The sequence below is a fragment of the Streptomyces sp. RLA012 genome (assembly GCF_056270325.1).
Map to the genome: position 1 here is coordinate 8,290,705 of NZ_JBWDPA010000002.1, position 18,400 is coordinate 8,309,104.

The 18,400-nt window shown below is 72.0% G+C and carries 17 protein-coding genes; 9 read left to right on the forward strand and 8 right to left on the reverse strand.

Translation table 11 applies throughout. The features are described 5' to 3' along the window. The first annotated feature begins 22 nt into the window (after positions 1 to 22). From RV986_RS38050 to RV986_RS38075, 6 genes are all read left to right on the forward strand, one after another. Complete coding sequence (locus RV986_RS38050) at positions 23 to 373, forward strand: avidin-fold protein (protein WP_475921717.1); 351 nt, start codon at positions 23 to 25, stop codon at positions 371 to 373. Between the two features lie 32 nt (positions 374 to 405). Continuing rightward, positions 406 to 1,650 (forward strand): NAD(P)/FAD-dependent oxidoreductase, encoded by a 1,245-nt coding sequence (locus RV986_RS38055; protein ID WP_475921718.1) that lies wholly within the window; start codon positions 406 to 408, stop codon positions 1,648 to 1,650. Positions 1,651 to 1,717: 67 nt separating this feature from the next. After that, positions 1,718 to 2,089 (forward strand): Rv2175c family DNA-binding protein, encoded by a 372-nt coding sequence (locus RV986_RS38060; RefSeq protein ID WP_475921719.1) that lies wholly within the window; start codon positions 1,718 to 1,720, stop codon positions 2,087 to 2,089. A 132-nt stretch (positions 2,090 to 2,221) separates the two neighbouring features. After that, the gene (gene thiE, locus RV986_RS38065; RefSeq protein WP_475921720.1) at positions 2,222 to 2,881 is read left to right on the forward strand and encodes a thiamine phosphate synthase; all 660 of its coding nucleotides are present in this window, start codon (positions 2,222 to 2,224) and stop codon (positions 2,879 to 2,881) included. An 89-nt stretch (positions 2,882 to 2,970) separates the two neighbouring features. Then, a complete protein-coding gene (gene metF, locus RV986_RS38070; protein ID WP_475921721.1) occupies positions 2,971 to 3,894 on the forward strand; it encodes a methylenetetrahydrofolate reductase [NAD(P)H] in 924 nt (307 codons plus the stop codon). A gap of 56 nt (positions 3,895 to 3,950) precedes the next feature. Continuing rightward, a complete protein-coding gene (locus RV986_RS38075) occupies positions 3,951 to 4,982 on the forward strand; it encodes an SCO2102 family sporulation regulator (RefSeq protein ID WP_475921722.1) in 1,032 nt (343 codons plus the stop codon). A gap of 52 nt (positions 4,983 to 5,034) precedes the next feature. On the opposite strand, the gene RV986_RS38080 is transcribed toward RV986_RS38075, so the two are convergent. From RV986_RS38080 to RV986_RS38100, 5 genes are all read right to left on the reverse strand, one after another. Beyond that, a complete protein-coding gene (locus RV986_RS38080) occupies positions 5,035 to 6,528 on the reverse strand; it encodes a phytoene desaturase family protein (RefSeq protein WP_475921723.1) in 1,494 nt (497 codons plus the stop codon). Positions 6,529 to 6,573: 45 nt separating this feature from the next. After that, entirely contained in the window at positions 6,574 to 7,188 is a 615-nt protein-coding gene (locus tag RV986_RS38085) for a DUF4126 domain-containing protein (RefSeq protein ID WP_475921724.1), read from the reverse strand. Between the two features lie 403 nt (positions 7,189 to 7,591). Further along, the gene (locus tag RV986_RS38090) at positions 7,592 to 8,218 is read right to left on the reverse strand and encodes a TetR/AcrR family transcriptional regulator (protein WP_475921725.1); all 627 of its coding nucleotides are present in this window, start codon (positions 8,216 to 8,218) and stop codon (positions 7,592 to 7,594) included. 11 nt (positions 8,219 to 8,229) lie between these two features. Next, positions 8,230 to 10,314 carry a YhgE/Pip family protein gene (locus RV986_RS38095; protein ID WP_475921726.1) on the reverse strand — a complete coding sequence of 695 codons (2,085 nt, stop codon included), beginning with the start codon at positions 10,312 to 10,314 and terminating at the stop codon, positions 8,230 to 8,232. Continuing rightward, positions 10,286 to 11,062, reverse strand: coding sequence for an ATP-binding cassette domain-containing protein (locus tag RV986_RS38100; protein WP_475921727.1), 777 nt, complete (start codon positions 11,060 to 11,062; stop codon positions 10,286 to 10,288). Before RV986_RS38100 ends, RV986_RS38095 begins: the two co-directional genes overlap by 29 nt. Before the next feature lie 165 nt (positions 11,063 to 11,227). On the opposite strand from RV986_RS38100, the gene RV986_RS38105 reads away from it, so the two are divergent. The 3 genes from RV986_RS38105 (at position 11,228) to RV986_RS38115 (ending at position 13,396) form a co-directional block, all read left to right on the forward strand. Beyond that, entirely contained in the window at positions 11,228 to 11,779 is a 552-nt protein-coding gene (locus RV986_RS38105) for an SAV_6107 family HEPN domain-containing protein (RefSeq protein ID WP_475921728.1), read from the forward strand. A gap of 175 nt (positions 11,780 to 11,954) precedes the next feature. Then, entirely contained in the window at positions 11,955 to 12,725 is a 771-nt protein-coding gene (locus tag RV986_RS38110) for a methyltransferase (protein WP_475921729.1), read from the forward strand. 275 nt (positions 12,726 to 13,000) lie between these two features. Then, positions 13,001 to 13,396, forward strand: a complete 396-nt coding sequence (locus tag RV986_RS38115; protein WP_475921730.1) for a DUF3040 domain-containing protein — start codon at positions 13,001 to 13,003, stop codon at positions 13,394 to 13,396. A gap of 166 nt (positions 13,397 to 13,562) precedes the next feature. On the opposite strand, the gene RV986_RS38120 is transcribed toward RV986_RS38115, so the two are convergent. The 3 genes from RV986_RS38120 to RV986_RS38130 are packed head-to-tail and all read right to left on the reverse strand — an operon-like array spanning position 13,563 to position 18,357. Then, positions 13,563 to 15,953, reverse strand: a complete 2,391-nt coding sequence (locus RV986_RS38120) for a transglutaminase TgpA family protein (protein ID WP_475921731.1) — start codon at positions 15,951 to 15,953, stop codon at positions 13,563 to 13,565. Continuing rightward, positions 15,950 to 17,320, reverse strand: coding sequence for a DUF58 domain-containing protein (locus RV986_RS38125; protein ID WP_475921732.1), 1,371 nt, complete (start codon positions 17,318 to 17,320; stop codon positions 15,950 to 15,952). The genes RV986_RS38120 and RV986_RS38125 overlap by 4 nt, the downstream gene beginning before the upstream one ends. Then, a complete protein-coding gene (locus RV986_RS38130) occupies positions 17,320 to 18,357 on the reverse strand; it encodes an AAA family ATPase (protein ID WP_475921733.1) in 1,038 nt (345 codons plus the stop codon). The genes RV986_RS38125 and RV986_RS38130 overlap by 1 nt, the downstream gene beginning before the upstream one ends. Positions 18,358 to 18,400 lie beyond the last annotated feature (43 nt).

An 18,400-nucleotide genomic window follows, 5' to 3' on the forward strand; every position in this document is an offset into this window, starting at 1 on the left:
CTCAGTAAGGGAGCCTCCGTCCATGGCCCGCTCGCTCGACGGCCTCGTCCTCGCGCCGGTCGCCGACCAGGCACCGGGGCAGGTGGGGACCGGCACCCGGTTCACGTACCACGAGAAGGACGGCGAGATCTGGGCCGAGTACACGGGCGGGGACGTCGTGCGCGGCCACCTCGTGGGGACCCGGGACGGCGACCGGCTCGACTTCCGGTACGTGCAGCTCAAGCACGACGGCGGCACCTCGTCGGGGCACTGCGCATCCGTGGTGGTGGAGCTGCCCGACGGGCGGGTGCGCCTGGAGGAGACCTGGGAGTGGGAGTCGCAGGACGGCAGCGGGACGAGCATTGTGGAACAGCTCACCGAGCACGTCCGCTGACTGACGAATGGTCAGTTGTCTATGGTGATCAGGTGAGCGAGCAGACGCAGGCACAGTCGCATTCGCAGGCGCAGGGGCATCCGGCACGGCGGGTCGTCATCGCGGGCGCGGGCATGGCCGGCGTGCAGACCGCGGTCGCCCTGCGCGAACAGGGCTTCGCCGGGAACGTCACGCTGATCGGCGCCGAGCCGCACCAGCCGTACGACCGGCCGCCCCTGTCCAAGGCGGTGCTGCTCGGTACATCCGAGGGCTCCGCCTTCGACATCGACTTCGAGTCGCTGGACGTCGAACTGCGACTCGGCTGCGAGGCGCTGGGCCTGCGCCCCGTGGACCACGAGCTGGACACCGAGGCCGGACCGGTGCCCTACGACGTCCTGGTCCTCGCGACCGGCGCGGAACCGATCCAGCTGCCCGGCGCGCAGGGCGTTCCGGGTGTCCATCTGCTGCGCACCCTGGACGACGCCGAGCGGCTGCGCCCCGTGCTCGCCCAGCAGCACGACATCGTGGTCGTCGGGGCGGGCTGGATCGGCGCGGAGTTCGCCACGGCGGCCCGCGAGGCCGGGTGCGCGGTGACGGTCGTCGAGGCCGCCGACCGGCCGCTCGCCGGGGTGCTGCCCGCCGAGGTGGCCGCGCCGATGACCGCCTGGTACGCGGACTGCGGAGCCTCGTTGCGCACCCACGCGCGCGTGGAGCGCGTCGAGCCCGGCGCGGTGGTGCTGGACGACGGCTCCCGGGTGCCCGCGGACGCCGTGGTCGTCGGCATCGGCGCGCGCCCGGCCACCGCATGGCTCGCCGGCTCCGGCGTCGAGCTCGGCGCGCACCGGGAGGTGGTCGCCGACAGCCACCTGCGCACCTCCCTGCCGGACGTCTACGCGGTCGGCGACTGCGCCTCCTTCCCCTCCGGCCGCTACGAGGAGCGTCTCCTCGTGCACCACTGGGACAACGCCCTCCAGGGCCCGCGCACGGTGGCGGCGAACATCATCGGCGAGACCCCGGCGGCGTACGACCCGGTCCCGTACTTCTGGTCCGAGCAGTTCGGCCGCTTCGTCCAGTACGTCGGCCACCACGCCCCCGCCGACACGACCGTCTGGCGCGGCGATCCCTCGGGCGCCGCCTGGACCGTGTGCTGGCTCCGCGAGACCCGTCTCGTCGCCCTTCTGGCTGTGGGCCGCCCCAGGGATCTGGCGCAGGGCCGTCGCCTGATCGAAGCGGGCATGCCGATGAACCCGGAGATCCTGTCGGACCCGTCCCGCCCCCTGAAGGACGCCACGGCATGACCACTCGGACGGCGGTCCGCAGGGCGCCCGGGTACCGAGTGTCAGTCCGGGATGGCAGGCTTGTCCCGTGACCGAGATTGACGCAAAGATCGATGCTCTCGTCCCCGCCTGGCTCACCCTCCCCGACATCGCCGAACAACTCGGCGTCGAGGTGACCCGCGTCCGGCAGCTGGTCAAGGAGGGCCAGCTGATCGCCGTACGCCGTGGTGAGAACCGCGCACTGCACGTCCCCGCCGCCTTCATCGACGGGAACGAACAGAAGGTCGTCAAGGGCCTGACCGGCACCCTGACGCTCCTGCGGGACGACGGCTTCACCGACGAAGAGATGCTCGAGTGGCTCTTCACCCCCGACCCGACCCTGCCCGGCACCCCCGCGCAGGCTCTGAGCGAGAATCGCGGCACGGAGGTGAAGCGCCGCGCCCAGGCGCTCGCCGTCTGATCCGATACACCGTCCGGCGTACGGACCACGGCCGGCCCCGGGGCATCCCGGCCGCCGCGGTCCGTACGCACCGCACCACGTCCGTGCGCCGCGTGCACGTTCCGTACGCGCCGCACCACGGGGGACACACGCATGCCCGAGAACGCCGTCACCACCCGCGCCCGCCTCGCCGACGCCCGCGTCTACCTCTGCACGGACGCCCGCAAGCGCCAGGGCGACCTCGCCGAGTTCCTGGACGCGGTCCTGGCGGGCGGTGTCGACATCGTGCAGCTGCGTGACAAGGGCATGGAGGCGGCCGAGGAGCTGGAGCACCTCCAGGTCTTCGCGGACGCCTGCGCCCGCCACGGCAAGCTCCTGGCGGTCAACGACCGCGCGGACGTGGCCCACGCCGTCGGCGCCGACGTACTCCACCTGGGCCAGGGCGACCTCCCGGTCCCCGCCGCCCGCGCGATCCTCGGCGACGAGATCCTGATCGGCCGCTCCACACACGCAGAGTCCGAGGCCGCGGCCGCCGCCGTCCAGGACGGTGTGGACTACTTCTGCACCGGCCCCTGCTGGCCCACCCCCACCAAGGCCGGCCGCCACGCCCCCGGCCTCGGCCTGGTCCGCTCCACGGCTGCCCTTTCCACCGACCGCCCGTGGTTCGCCATCGGCGGCATCGACCTCGGCAACCTCGACGAGGTGCTGGAGGCGGGCGCCCGCCGCGTGGTCGTCGTACGGGCGATCACCGCGGCGGCGGATCCCGGCGCGGCGGCGGGGGAGTTCGCCAAGCGGGTGCGTGCCGTCGCATAGCTGTCCGAGGGGTGGACAAGAAATCGACAAATCAGACAATTCTGGTCGGTCTGGTTGGGGGGCCGCCGCCCTCTGGCTAACCTGCGGGTATGGCCCTCGGATCTGCTTCCACCAGGACTGATCGCGCGCGGATCGTGCGCGACATGCTCGCCACCGGCAAGGCGACCTACTCGTTCGAGTTCTCCGCGCCGAAAACCCCCAAGGGCGAGCGGAACCTGTGGAACGCGCTGCGCCGCGTCGAGGCCGTCGCCCCCGACTTCGTCTCCGTGACCTATGGAGCCGGCGGCTCCACCCGCGCGGGCACGGTCAAGGAGACCGAGCAGATCGTCGCGGACACCACGCTCACCCCGGTGGCCCATCTCACCGCGGTCAACCACTCCATCGCCGAACTGCGCAACATCATCGGCCAGTACGCCGACGCCGGCATCAGGAACATGCTCGCGGTCCGCGGCGACCCGCCCGGCGACCCGATGAGCGAGTGGGTCCCGCATCCCCAGGGCCTGACCTACGCCGCCGAACTCGTCCGTCTCATCAAGGAGTCCGGCGACTTCTGTGTCGGCGTCGCCGCCTTCCCCGAGATGCACCCCCGTTCCGCGGACTGGGACGTGGACGTCGCGCACTTCGTCGACAAGTGCCGGGCGGGCGCGGACTACGCGATCACCCAGATGTTCTTCCAGCCCGAGTCGTATCTGCGTCTGCGTGACCGGGTGGTGGCGGCAGGCTGTACGACACCCGTCATCCCGGAGGTCATGCCGGTGACAAGTGTGAAGATGCTGGAACGACTTCCCAAGCTCAGCAACGCTTCGTTCCCGGACGTCCTGAAAGAGCGGATCCTCACAGCCAAAGACGATCCGGCGGCTGTACGCTCCATTGGCATCGAGTTCGCAACGGAGTTCTGCGCGCAGCTGCTGGACGAGGGAGTCCCCGGACTGCACTTCATTACGCTCAACAACTCCACGGCGACGCTGGAAATCTACGAGAATCTGGGCCTGCACCACCCGCAGCAGGCCTAGACCGGTCGCACCCATGTACGACACACTGCGTAGCGGCCACTGGGAGAGGGGCGTACATGGGCTGGACGGTCCTCTATATCGCTTTCGGCATCGTCGCGCTGTGGCTGCTCGGCGAGGTCCTGCTGCAGTACAAGGCGCGGCTGCGCTGGCGCCTGCTCGCCTTCGTCGGTTTCCTTGGTGTGGTCCTCGGTGTGCTGATGCCCTCCGTCATCGTCATCGGGCTGGGCGCGGCCGCCTTCGCGGTCGGCCAGACGTATGTCACGCTCTCGTTCCGCCGTGGGTTCGCGGCCGGCTGGGCCGTGGGCAACCGCCAGGGCGCCGACCAGGAAGCGGCCGAGGCCGAGGGCAAGGGCAAGGGCAGGGGCTTCGGCAGGAACAAGCGCCGTCGCGGTGAGCCGGACCTCCAGGACCCGTCGCTGGAGGTCTCCGGCCTCGAAGCGGCCGAGACAGCCGCGGGAATGGCCGAAGGCGCGGCCCGAGGCGCAACGTATCGGCAGGGCGACGACTACGGCCGCGAGGACGACGTGTTCTCGCCCGCGCAGTCCGACCGCTTCATGCCGCCCGGCTCCGGCGACTTCACGGCCGCCGAGACCACCGCCGTGTACGAGCCCCAGCCCCTGCCCGACGACACCGGTTCGTACGGTGTCTACAACGGCGCCTCCCACACGGCGGCCGGAACCGACCAGTCCTACGCCGCCGCGGCCCACTCCCAGGACCAGCAGGCCTACGCGTACGACGGCTACTCCGGCTACGACCAGCAGCAGTACGGCTACGACAACGGCCAGCAGCAGTACGCCGCCTACTCCGACCCCTACATCGGCACGCAGACCTACAACAACGGCGCCTCGTACGACACCACCTACGGCGGCGACCAGCAGCAGTACCAGCAGCAGGGCTACGCCCAGGACCAGTACGCCACCGGCGGCTACGGCGGCGAGACCCCGGCGGGCGGTGTCTGGGTCCCGCAGCAGCGCAGCACCGACGACCCGTACGGCGGCGAGCTCCCGCCGGAGCAGCCGTATCCGTACCAGGGCAACGGCAATGGCAACGGTGGCGGCGCGGGGTACGACGAGCAGTACCGCTACTGAGAGCCGCCCCCCGGCGGCCTTCAGCGGACCGGTGTGCTGACCACCGGCGTGCTCACTGCGAGCCCCGGAACTCCGGTCCCTCCACGATCAGCCCGGACACCAGCGCCCCCGACATGCCCGCGTGCGGCAGGCCGCCGCCCGGGTGGGCCCAGCCACCGACCGCGAACAGCCCCGGCACACGGGTGGTGTTCGACGCGTGCAGCAGCCGTCCGTCCGCGGCGGCGAGCGCCGGTGCGGGGACGGCGCCGCCCGGCGCCCCCGTCTCCTCCGCGATGTCGGCCGGAGTACGGACCTCGTGCCACAGGAGCCGGTCGCGCAGGCCCGGTATCGCGCGCCCGGCCACACCGAGCACCCGCTCCACGTCCGCCTCCGACACCTGTGGATCCGACGGCACCGTGACGGTCAGGGTGACCGCCTCGTGCTCCGTGTCCGGTGCGAGCGCGGGGTCGTCCGGGCGCGACACCGTCACGGTCGGCGCGGCCGGGAATCCCGGGCGCTCACCGAAGACCCGGTCCAACTCCTCCTCGCGGTCCGTCGCGTGCACCACCGTGCGGTGCGCCACGCCCTCGGGGCGCCCTCCGCGCAGCGCCAGCAGCACGGTCAGCCGACTCGGCGCCGCGCGCCGCGCCGCGACCTCGTCACCGCGCCGGAGCGCCGTCCCGGGGACCAGAGCGTCCAGTACTCCGGGGGAGACACCGGCGACCACGAAGTCGGCGTCCGTGATCTCGCCGTCGGCCAGCTCCACGCCTGCCGCCCGGCCGTCCTTCTCGACGATCCGCTCGACCGGGGCCCCGAAGCGGAACTCCACCCTGCGGGCGACACACCGCTCGTACACCGCACGCGCCAACTCCCTTATGCCGCCGCGCACATACCAGGTGCCGAAGGCATGCTCCATGTACGGCAGCACGGCCGCGCTCGCCGGGGCGACCCGTGGATCGAGGCCGTACGCGAGGGCGTGGCTCTCCAGCAGGGCCGTGAGGCGCGCGTCGCGCAGCTCCCAGGCGCCCACCTCGGCGAGGGTGCCGGCGCGGCGGGTGCGCAACAGCTTCCTGTGCGGCACCGAGGGGTAGGGCTCGCGCTCGGCGAGCACCGACCAGTTGGGCCACAGCGGCTCCTCCAGGAGCGGGCGGCGGGTGCGGTCCCAGGCCTCGCGCGCCCGCACCAGGAAATCGCCCCACCGTGCGCCCGCGCCCGCTCCGAGGGCCTTGTCGAGGGCGGCGACGACCCCCGCGCGCGAGGCGTTCGGCAGACCGACCTCCGTGCCGTCGGCGAAGACATGGCGCGAGGACGGGTCCACCTGGACCAGCTCGACACACGACTCCAGGGGCTCCTTGCCCGTCTTGACGAACAGATCGCGGTAGACCGCGGGCAGCGGGAGCAGCCCCGGGCCCGTGTCGAACACGAAGCCGTCGCGCTCGAAGCGGCCCACCGCCCCGCCGTACGTCGCCGCGCGCTCGTACACCACCACCCGGTGGCCCGCGACGGCCAGCCGGGCGGCGGCCGCCATCGCGCCCATCCCGGCGCCGATCACCGCAATCCGTCCCATGCCCGCGACTTTATCGGCCACCACTGACAAACAGGCCCGCGGTCCTCAGCCGGGCGGCCGTCCCACCCGTGTGGCCAGGCGTTTCTCCTCCCGGCGCTGGGCCCTGCGGCGCAGGAACCGGCGGATCCGCGAGATCAGGAAGAAGAGCGCGAGCAGCCCCGCGAGCAGCAGCACACCCGCGATGATCGCCGCGGCCTCGGGGTGGAACATCGCGAAGGTCAGGATCCCGGCGACTCCGAGATCCTCGGCGGTGCTCATGACGAAGTTGCTGAACGGCTCCGGCGAGGTGTTGATCGCCATCCGTGTCCCGGCCTTGACCGTATGGCTCGCCAGCGCCGTCGAACCGCCGATCGCGCCCGCCGCCAGATCGGAGAGCGAACCGCTCTGTCCGGCGAGCAGGGCCCCGACCCACGCCCCCGCCGCGGGGCGGATCACGGTGTGCACCGAGTCCCACACCGAGTCCACGTACGGGATCTTGTCGGCGACCGCCTCGCACAGGAAGAGAACGCCCGCTGTGACCAGGATCTCAGGGCGTTGCAGGGACTCCGGGACGTCGTCGCTCAGACCGGTCGCGCCGAAGACGCCGAGGAGCAGCACCACCGCGTACGCGTTGATGCCACTGGCCCAGCCGCTGGTGAAGACCAGGGGGAGTACGGACACGGACGCGATCGTAACCAGTCGACGACGGTGCGTCCTGGGCATGAGCGCGTACGACTGAGTATCCGTACCCAGTGAGCGAGATGAGTACGCGCGCGGATGAGGCCCGACCTGCGCGAACGAGAGAGTGGGGGCACGGAAGAGGGCGCGGCTCCGGTACCGCCGACACGGGGCGGCGGAACGGTCCTCGCCCTTGGCCGCTCCTTCCGCCGACACCGTCGGCGGGAGTGAGGCACGGGGGAACCCGGGGGACGACCGAACGGGGGCCCAACGGGGGAGTACGGGGGAAGCAACGGGGGAGCACGGCGAAGCGCCGGTTCGAGGTGGCCCGCGGGGGATGCGGCCAGAGCGAACCGGCGCTTTCGTGTTCCGTTCTCGTGGCGCCCCGCAGGGGGCGCGGGGGCCGCTAGCGGTTGCCGCTCACCCGCCCCTGGAGCAGCCGCGACAGCGCCGCGTGGACGTCGTCCAGGGAACGCTCCGGCTGGAAGGCCTGCCAGTCCAGGGCGGCCACCAGGACCATCCCGACCAGTGCGGCCGCCGTCAGCTGAATGTCGATCTCGTCGCTGAGCTCGCCGTTCGCCACCCCTTCGCGCAGTACGCCCTCGACGACCGCGACCGCCTCCTGCCGGACCACCATGAGCGTGGACTGCCAGGCCCGGTTGGTGCGCCACAGCTCGGCCACGTAGAGCTGGGTGAAGGCCGGGTAGCGGTCGATGAAGAAGAGCCCGGCCCGGATCATCGCGTCCAGCGCGTCGACCTTGGTCCCGCCGTCCCGCTCGGTCCGCTCCGCCGCCTCGCGCAGGGAGGCGGTGAGGAGCCCCACGCCGTGCCGCAGCAGTTCTTCGAAGAGGACGGACTTGCTCGCGAAGTTGTAGTAGACCGTGCCTTTCGCGACTCCGGCCCGCTCGGCGATCTCGTCCACGGTGGTGGCGGAGAAGCCCTGTTCCGCGATGAGGGTGACGGCCGCCTCGTAGAGCTTCTGCCGGGTCGCCTCGCGGCGGCCACCGCCTGCCGTGGTGCTGCTGCTTTCCATGGCCCTGATTGTCACAGGCTCAGCTCGGGGTGCAGACGGTCGAGGGTCCACACCTGCCGGCGGTGTGCCGAGAGGGCGGTGAGCGCGAGCGCGCCCACGGTGAACCCCGCGAGGACGGCGCACGCCTGCCAGACCGGTCCGAGACCGCCGCCCGTGATGAGCCTCCTGAGGGCCCCGACGACGTAACTCATCGGCAGGAAGGGGTGGATCGCGTTGAAGAAGCCCGGACTGGTCTGGACGGGGTACGTGCCGCCCGCGGAGGTCAGCTGGAGCATCAGGAGGGCGAGCACGAGGATCCGGCCCGCCGCTCCGAAGCGTGCGTTCAGCCACTGCACGAGCGCCGCGAAGCACGCCGTCACCAGGCACAGGAAGCCGACCGTCCCGGCCGCCCGCGCCATCTCCAGGCCGATCGCCCAGTGCAGCACGGACATCAGGGCCACGGTCTGGAGTGCGCCCAGGGCGGCCACCGGCAGCCAGCCCGCCAGCGCGATGCGCCAGGCCGAGGCGCCCAGCGCGAGCGCGCGCCGGTTGAGCGGCTGGATCAGCATGTAGGCCACCATCGCGCCCACCCACAGGGACAGCGGGATGAAGTACGGGGCGAAACCGGTGCCGTAGTTGGGCGCCTTGTGCAGGTCCTTGGAGGCGAGCCGCACCGGGTCGGCCATGACCTGGGTGCGCAGGTCGCGGTCCTGCCGGTCGTAGTCGGGGATCCGGTCGGCGCCGTCGTGCAGTCCGCCGGCCAGCTCTCCCGAGCCGCCGACGAGCTTGTACATGCCCTCGTCGAGGTCGCCCGCGCCCGTCTTCAGCCTGCCGACACCCGTGTCGAGGTCCGCCGCGCCGTCCTCGGCCGTGCCGAGTTTGGTGTGCAGCTTCCGCGCCCCCGTGGCGACCTTCGCGGCGCCCTCGTTCAGCTTGTTGATCCTGGAGACGGCGTCGCCGAGGTCTTCGGAGAGGTGCGGTGAGCGGTCGGCGAGCGCCTGGGCCTGCTTCTGGAGCGCGCCCAGGTTCTTGTCGAGCCTGTCGAGATCGCCGCCCTGGTCGCCGATCAGCGTGTTCACGTCGTCGGCGACCGCGGCCACGTCCGCTGCCGCCTGCTCGGCCTTCTTCAGGTCGGGGCATGCCGCGTCGGGAATCGGCGGGGCCTCGCAGCGTGCCCTGTGGACGGCGTTCAGCGCGTCGGAGGCCGTGCGGGCGCCCTTGGCGGCGGCCGGGGCCGTCTTCACCAGGGTGTCGAGGTTGTGGCGGATCCCCGCGGCGGAGTCGGCGACGAGCCGGGCCGTGTCGCCGATTGACTTCTCGTTGTCCTTCAGGAAGGGGCCCACCTTGTCCGCGACCCCGTCGACCTTGTCGGCCAGCGCCTGCGTACCGTCGGCGACCTGCCGCGATCCGTCCTCCAGGGCGCCCGCACCCTTGTCGAGCTTCTTCAGGCCCCCGGAGAGCTCGCCGCTGCCGTCCTTGGCGTCCTTCAGGCCGCCCGCGAGGTCCTCGGAGCCCCGCTTCGCCGTGCCGATCCCGCTCTTGAGCGTGTCGGCCCCCTCGGCGGCCTTCTCGGTCGCCCCGTGGAGGTCCGAGAACGAGATGAAGATCTTGTCGAGGAACGACCGGGAGGCCTTCGTGGACGCCGCCGTGCGCACCTCGCCGAACACGGTCCGCGAGATCTGCCCGACGATGTAGTTGTTCGCGTCGTTCGTGCGCACCTGGAGCGCGCCCGTCTCCGGCGCGTCGCCCGAACCGGAGGCGATCCGCCGGCTGAAGTCGGACGGCACGGTCAGCGAGAGGTAGTACGTGCCGTCCTCGACGCCCCGGCGGGCCTCGGCCGCGCTCACCTCGTGCCACTCGAAGGTGTCGCTGTCGCGCAGCCCCTTGGTGATGTCGTCGCCCGCGGAGAGCTTCCCGCCCGCGACGCGCGCCCCCTCGTCGTCGTTCACGAGCGCCACGGGGATGCGGTCCAGACGGCCGTACGGGTCCCAGAACGACCACAGGTACAGGGCGCCGTACAGCAGCGGCAGCAGCAGGAGCGCGGCCAGCGCGGCGCGCGGGAGCTTGCCCCGGCCGAAGCGCCTGAGCTCAAGAGCGGCCAGTCTCGGCGAGCGCATAGGCCGTCTCCTTCTCGTCGGTCCTGCCGGTGTCACCGGTCTCACCGGTCTCACCGGTCTTGCCTGTGCATACGCGGACGGCTCCCTCCGGAACCTCGCTGCACACCGCCAGGACGGTGGTCCCGGACTCGGTGAGCGACTTCAACAGGGCCCACGCCTCGGCCCGTTCGGCGTCCGACAGCTTGAGGTCGGTGTCGTCGACGCCCAGCAGTCCCGGGCGGCCGATGAGGGCCAGCGCGACGGACAGCCGCAGGGCTTCGAGCCGTTCCAGGTCGCGGACGGCGGTCCGGGAGCCCTTGGGCAGGGCCTCCCGGTCCAGCCCGGCGGCGGCCAGCGCGGAGTCGATCCGCAGCCTCACCTCGGCCGCCCGCTCGCGGGGCCGCAGCAACCCCCGCAGCGAACCCCCGAACCGCCTTTGCAGCAGCGCCCGTTCGAGCAGGTGCTCCCCGACGGTCAGGGCCGGGTCCAGGTCGGTGACGCCCGGGACATGCGCCAGCGCGCTCGCGCGGCGCACCGCGGCCGGCTGCCTCGGCAGCTCCGCCCCGCCCACGGTGGCCGTCCCCTCGGTCACCCGCATCCGGCCCGTGAGCGCCAGCAGCAGGCACGTACGGCCGGATCCCGAGGGTCCCTCGACCGCGATCAGCGAGCCCGGTCCGGCATCGAAGCGGATCCCGCGGAACGCCCAGCCGCGGGGGCCCTCGATCCCGAGTCCCTCGGCGCCGACAGCGAGTCCGTGCGGACCGTCCACAGCGTCCCCATCCCCTGAACATTATTGAACTGACTGGTCAGTGCAAAAACTAACCCGAACTTTCGATCGAAGCAAAAGACCAGGTCAGAACGGATTGTCAGTGGCATACCTCACGATGGGCACATACGGCCACAGTGCCGTCACACAGACGACAGGAGGTTCGTCATGGCCACCTCTTCCGCAGCCGCCCACCGGCGCCGCGCCTCCGGCCCTGCCCCCTCACTGACCGGCCCGGCGGGCGACGTGCACCCCGTGCTCCGCCGGGCCACAGCGCCACCCGCCGCCCTCGACCTGCTCGCCCAGGCGCGCGCCGGACTCGACGAGGCGGCGGTTCTCGAAACGCCCAACGAGCGGTATGCGACGGCCCACTTGGCCGCCCTGCGCACCGCCGCCGCCGTCCTCGCCGCGCGGGGCCGCCCGGAGCCCACACCCCGACGCCGGGCCCGCATCCGGAGCGCCTGGGAGGTGCTCCCCGAAATCGCTCCCGAACTCACCGAGTGGAGCGCCCTGTTCGCCTCCGGAGCCACCCGCCGCGCCCGCGCCGAGGCGGGCATTCAGGGCGCGGCCGGCACCCGTGACGCCGACGACCTGATACGGGACGTGGCGATGTTCCTGCGCCTCGTCGAGCGGATGCTGGTGCTGCAGCCCGTGCTGCCCCAGCCCCGGCGGGACGGAGACCGGGAGGACGGTGAGCGGGACATCCCGGACGCGGGCTGACCGGCGGCACGGCAGGGCCGGGGCAGGCGCACGCCGCGTGATCCGCCGGGGTGGGACGGGTCATCGGGTACGGCGGCGGAGGCAATAGGGTGGAGTCGCCTGAAGCCTCCTCACCGGGAGGCCCCCCGATCGCTCCGCCATGTCAGAGGCGGTGCCGCGCCGAGGAGTCAACTCCGTGTCGGAACCGATGCGCCCCCGCGCTTCTCTCCGTACCGCCGTGGTCTGGGAGGTCCTCAAGGACGCCCTCGACCGCCGGGTCAAGGCCACCGGGCGGGAGTCGCTGGACGTCCTCGACACCGGGGGCGGCAGCGGCAACTTCGCGGTGCCCGTGGCCCGCCTCGGCCATCGCGTCACCGTCGTCGACCCCAGCCCGAACGCGCTGTTCGCGCTGGAGCGCAGGGCCGCCGAGGCTGGGGTCGCCGACCGTGTCAGGGGCGTCCAGGGCGACGCGCACGGCCTCTTCGACGTCGTCGAGCGCGGAGGCTACGACGCGGTGCTGTGCCACGGAGTCCTCGAGTACGTGGACGACCCGGCCGAGGGCGTGCGCAACGTGGTGGACGCGCTGCGCCCCGAGGGCGTCCTCAGCCTCCTCGTCGCCGGCCTGGGCGGCGCCGTGCTCGCCCGCGCCCTCGCCGGGCACTTCAAGGAGGCCAGGCAGGCGCTCGACGACCCGGACGGACGCTGGGGCGAGGGTGATCCCGTACCCCACCGCTTCACCGCCGAACAGCTCACGGCACTCGTCGAGGGCGCGGGCCTGCGCGTCGGCGCGGTGCACGGCGTACGGGTCTTCGCGGACCTGGTCCCCGGCGTCCTCGTGGACACCCAGCCGGGCGCCCTGGAAGCCCTGCTGAAGCTGGAGGCCGCGGCCGCCGAACTCGCCGCGTTCCACTCCGTGGCCACGCAGCTTCATGTGCTCGGTGAGGCGCGGGAGGCCGACGGGAGCTGAGCCGCCTCCCGTGGTGCGCCCCTGATCAGGGGCGGGGCGGCAGATGGAGTACGCCACAGGCCCCCCGATCGGGCGCTCGGCGCCGTATGATCGAGGGAGACCGTCCGGCATGACGGGCCGGTTGCTGGGGAATGCACGCCTCAGCGGATCGGGGTGCCATGGCGGGTTCCGGTTGGCGAATTGGCGCAGAGGGGCGGGTTTCACGGGGGCGATTCCCTGCCTATCCTGAAGGGGACCCCCGGTCGCCCCGGCGACTGCACGATGAGGAGGACGCCGTGCCGCTCTCGGAGCACGAGCAGCGAATGCTCGAGCAGATGGAGCGAGCGCTGTACGCCGAAGATCCCAAGTTCGCGACAGCGCTTGAGGGAAGCGGGCTGCGTACGTACACCCGGCGACGGGTCTACCAGGCGGTCGCTGGCTTTCTGGTGGGTATCGCGCTCCTCATGGCCGGAATGGTCTCCAAGCAGATCTGGGTCAGCGTGGTGGGTTTCCTCGTCATGCTGGGCTGCGCGGTGCTTGCCGTGACCGGTTGGCGCAAGGCCCCCAAGCCGGGTGAACAGCCGGCCGCGCCCGGCGCACCCGCCGCGCGCCGTCAGGGCCGACAGCGCCGCTCCATGATGGACCGCATCGAACAACGCTGGCAGCGACGCCGGGACGAACAGGGTCAGTGACCCTGCGGGTGCCCGCAGTCGAAGACATCGTGTGAGTGTGAGGGGGTGTCCACCCGGTTCGGGTGGGCACCCCCTCACATGTGGTGGTGGGCACAGACCCTCCGGAGAACCCGTGTGGCCCGTACCCCCGGCTGGGGATACGGGCCACACACGGTTCAACCCGGCGTCAGCTGTTCTGACCGGAAGGGCGCCTCAGCGGGGACTCTCTGCGGGCCGCGGCACGCGCGCTCAGAGCTCCCCAGTGGGCCGATGCCGCCCAGACCACCCGCGCCGCCGAGCGGGGCGCCAGGAGGGCGCGCAGACGGACGCCGCGGCTCCCCTGCGTGCGCAGCGCCGCCGCGACACGACGGGCGTCCTCCGCGAGCCCCGCCGTCGGACGGGGATGCGGGGCGTACAGCACCTGCTCCACCGCGGCGGCCGCCCGGTGCACCGCCTCGGACGCCTCCGCGTCGAGGAGACCTAGCCGCACGATCCGCGCGGCGGCCTTCCGCGGTGTCTGTGACTCGTCCGGCACGATCCCGTAGTCCCATGCCGTGTCGGTCACCTCCAGCCAGGCCGCCAGTGTGTACGCCGCCGCGTCCGCCTCACCGCGGCCGTGCGCACCGAGCCGTACGGACCGGACCCGGATCCGCCACAGCATCGGCAGCAGCGGCACCACGAGCACGAGGAGACCCGCGAGGGTCAGACCCACGATCTGGAGCCACGGTGTGCCGTTGTCCTTGGAGCCCACCGTGGCCGGCGCGGTCTCGCTCGTGCACGCCTCCGGCTTCTGCTGCTGGGCCTGGCAGTCGCTCCCGGCGGACGCCGAGGTGGACGGCGCCGCGGACGTGGACGTCGAAGGCCTCGGCAGGATCGGCGCGTCGAGACCGGGCGTGTCCGTCTGGGTGTACTCCGGCACCGAGCCCCGGTTCGGGGTCGGCTCGAAGCGGGTCCAGCCCACTCCCTCGAAGTACAGCTCGGGCCAGGCGTGCGCGTCGCGCAGCCCCACCGACATCGAACCGTCCGCCTGCGGAGAGCCGGGTGTGAAGCCCACCGCGACCCGGGCCGGTATCCCCAGCGTGCGGGCCATCGAGGCCATCGCGAAGGAGAAGTGGACGCAGAAGCCCTCCTTGTCCTTCAGGAAGCGCGCGATCGCGGCCGAGCCACTGCCCACCTGCACCTGGGTGTTGTAGGTGAACCCGCCGTTGACCGCGAAGTAGTCCTGGAGCTTGACCGCCTGCTCGTAGTGGTTCGTCGAGCCCTCGGTGACCTTGCGCGCGGTCTTCGCCACCAACCCGGGCAGCGAATCGGGCACCTTGGTGAACTCGCGCTTCAGGGCGGCCGAGGGCTCCGGCGCGCTCGCCAACTGCTCCGCGGTCGGCTGCACTATCAGGCTCGTCACCGTGTACTGCGCACCGCGCGTGTTCTGACCGTGGTCGCCGACGAGCGTCCGCCCCACGGGCTCGTAGCGCCAACTGCCCTTGATGTTCACCTTGCTGGCCGGGTACGGCATCGGGAGCCAGTCCTGCGCGTACCAGTCGGCCGCCGAGATACTGGTCTGGATCTCACCGCGCTGGACGTCGCTCCCGAGCCCGATCGGCGTCGGGAACCTGTCCGGCACGTCCTCGATGTGCCGCTGGGCCGGCTTCCACGCCGTGCCGTCGAAGTCGTCCAGCGAGACGATCCGCAGATACATGTCCTGGGTGTCTTCGGAGTTGGTGCGGTAGGACATGACCTGGCGGTCCTCGTTGACGTTCAGGCTGTCGCGGAGCGAGACCAGCGGGTTCACGGCGGAGATCGTGCCGCCGCCCCCGGAGCCCGAGCCGACGCCCGTGCCCGCGGCGTCCAGCAGACCGCCGTCGAGTGCGGGCAGGCCGAGCGGCACCACCAGGGCGATGCCCAGGGCGACCGCGCCGATGCGCCGCCCGGTGCGGACCGGTGCGATCGCGGCCGCCGAGGCGTCCGGCCCCTGGGTGCGGGGCGCGCCGCCGAAGACCCGGCCCCATTGCGAGAGCCGGTCGCGGCCCTCCGCCAGGAGCAGCATCAGATAGCCCGCGGCCGCGAGCAGGAACCACAGCCAGGCCGCGCTGCCGCCCGCCAGTCCCGCGGCGACCGAGTACAGCGCGAGCAGGGGGAGTCCGGCGGGGGCCGCGCTGCGGAACGTCACCGCGAGCGCGTCCACCGCCAGTCCGATCACCAGCACGCCGCCGATCAGCATCAGCCGGATGCCGTCGGACAGCGGCGCCGGTATCGCGTACCGTCCGACGTCGTCCGTGCCCGTCTGCAGGAGATCGCCGAAGTGCCGGAAGGCCTCAGGGCCCGGAACGAACCCGACGAAGGCCTGCTGTCGGGCGAAGACCAGCGTCAGCAGCATCAGCGTCACCAGCGCCTGCGCCGCCACCGTCAGCGGCCGGGCCAGCGGAACCCGCCGGGTCAGCGCGCCCACACCGGACTGCATCGTGAGCAGGAACGCCGCCTGGAAGAGCCAGGTCACCGGTGAGACCAGCGGCAGCAGGGCGGACGCCGCCAACAGCGTGGCCGCCGCCGAGCAGAGCGTCAGTCGCGCACGCCCGCTCATGAGCCTCCACCTCCCGCCGTACTCCCCGTCGACGCGACACCCGTGCGCTGCCGGTCCGCCTGCCGCCACAGGTCGGCGAACTCAGCCCCCCGCGGTACCGTCACGGCGGTCCAGCCCGCCTCGTGCAGCATGCGCAGTCGATCCTCGTTCTGGTTCAACGGTCCGGGGACGTCGGTCGGTTCCCGTACCCATGTATCGCTGTCCAGCAGGAAGGCGACGGCTCCGCCGCTGCGCTGGCGCATCCTGCCGAGCACCGACGCCTGCTCCTCGTCGAGGTCGCCGAGGAAGGCGATCAGCAGCCCCTCGTTCCCGCTGCGCAGCACGTCGTACGCGCGGGAGAGCCCGGTGCCGTCCGAGTGGTCGATGACCGCGAGCGTGTCCATCATCAGCCCGGCCGCGTCCGCCGAGCCCTGGCTCGTGCCGGCGAAACCGTCGGTCCCCTCGCCGGGCACCGAACTGCCGTCGTCCGTCAACAGCCGCACCGAGAAGCCCCGTTCGAGCATGTGCACCAGCGTCGACGCGGTGCCCGACACCGCCCACTCGAAGGCCGAGTCCGGGCCCGCGCCGTCGTAGGCGATGCCCCGGGTGTCGAGCAGCACCGTGCAGCGGGAGCGCTGCGGCTGCTCCTCACGACGGACCATCAGCTCGCCGTAGCGCGCGGTCAGCCGCCAGTGGACCCGGCGCAGGTCGTCCCCGTAGCGGTAGCCGCGCGGGATTATGTCGTCCTCGCCGGCCAGCGCCAGGGAGCGCTGCCGTCCCTCGCCGTACCCCTTCGCCTCGCCGCTCAGCCGCACCGGCGGCAGTGGTTCCACCCGCGGGATGACCGTCAGGGTGTCGTACGTCGAGAAGGAACGGGTCAGCTCGCACATCCCGAAGGGGTCCGTGAGACGCAGCTGCAGCGGCCCCAGCGGGTAGCGGCCGCGCAGATCGGAGCGCACGCGGTAGGACACCTCGCGTCTACCGCCCGCCTCCACCCGGTCCAGGACGAACCGGGGCCGCGGGCCGAGCACGTACGGCACCCGGTCCTGGAGCATCAGCAGTCCGGTGGGCAGCCGAGAGACGTTGTCCATCCGCAGATGGACGCGGGCCTCGGAACCGGCGGGCACCCGCCCGGGGGAGAGCCTGCGGCTGCCCGCGACCCGGTAGCGCGTGCGGTAGAGCACCGTCGCGCAGACCAGCGGGAGCACCGCGAGCAGCAGTCCGACCCGGAGCAGATCGCTCTGCCCCAGGACGTACGCGCAGATCGCGGCCGCGATTCCGGCGGCCAGGAAGGAACGCCCGCGGGTGGTGAGACCGGCGAGCGCGGTGCGCAGCCCACCCTTGTCCTCCTCGGCGTCGCCCATTCCCCCGGGCACCCCGGGCACCATCACAGCCTCCGGGGCGGCTGCTGGCCGTACGCGGGCGCGCCGCGGCCCATCGTGAGGCCGGCCTGCTGCTGGGGAGCCGCGGGCACGGAGGTGTGCTGAAGAATCTCCTGGACGACCTGCTCGGCCGTGCGACGGTTCAACTGCGCCTGGGCCGTGGGGAGCAGACGGTGGGCCAGGACCGCCACGGCGAGGGCCTGGACATCGTCCGGAAGCGCGTACTCCCGGCCGCTGAGCGCCGCGGAGGCCTTGGCCGCGCGCAGCAGGTGCAGCGTGGCCCGCGGCGAGGCGCCGAGTCTGAGGTCGGGGTGGGTGCGGGTGGCGGCGACCAGATCGACCGCGTACCGCCGGACCGTCTCGGCGACGTGGACCGTGCGGACCGCGTCGATCAGTTTCACGATCTCGTGCGCGTGCGCCACCGGCTGGAGGTCGTCCAGCGGGTTCACCCCGCCGTGGACGTCCAGCATCTGGAGCTCGGCTTCCGCGCTGGGGTAGCCGATGGAGACGCGGGCCATGAAGCGGTCGCGCTGGGCCTCCGGCAGCGGGTAGGTGCCCTCCATCTCGACCGGGTTCTGGGTGGCCACCACCATGAAGGGGGTGGGCAGTTCGTAGGTCTGCCCGTCGATGGTGACCTGGCGCTCCTCCATCGACTCCAGGAGCGCGGACTGTGTCTTGGGCGAGGCGCGGTTGATCTCGTCGCCGATCACGATCTGCGCGAAGATCGCACCCGGCTTGAACTCGAAGTCCCGGCGCTGCTGGTCCCAGATGGACACACCAGTGATGTCCGAGGGCAGCAGGTCGGGCGTGAACTGAATACGCCGCACCGAGCAGTCGATGGACCTCGCCAATGCCTTGGCGAGCATGGTCTTGCCGACGCCCGGGACATCCTCGATCAGAAGATGCCCCTCGGCGAGCAGCACGGTCAGCGAAAGCCGTACGACCTCTGGCTTGCCTTCGATCACTCCTTCCACCGAACTGCGGACACGCTCCACAGTGGCGGTCAGATCTGTAAGGCTCGCTCGATCGTCATAGGTCGTCACCCGGCCCTCCTCGGCCCTTTCCCGGGCCGACGCCCTGTGCGGA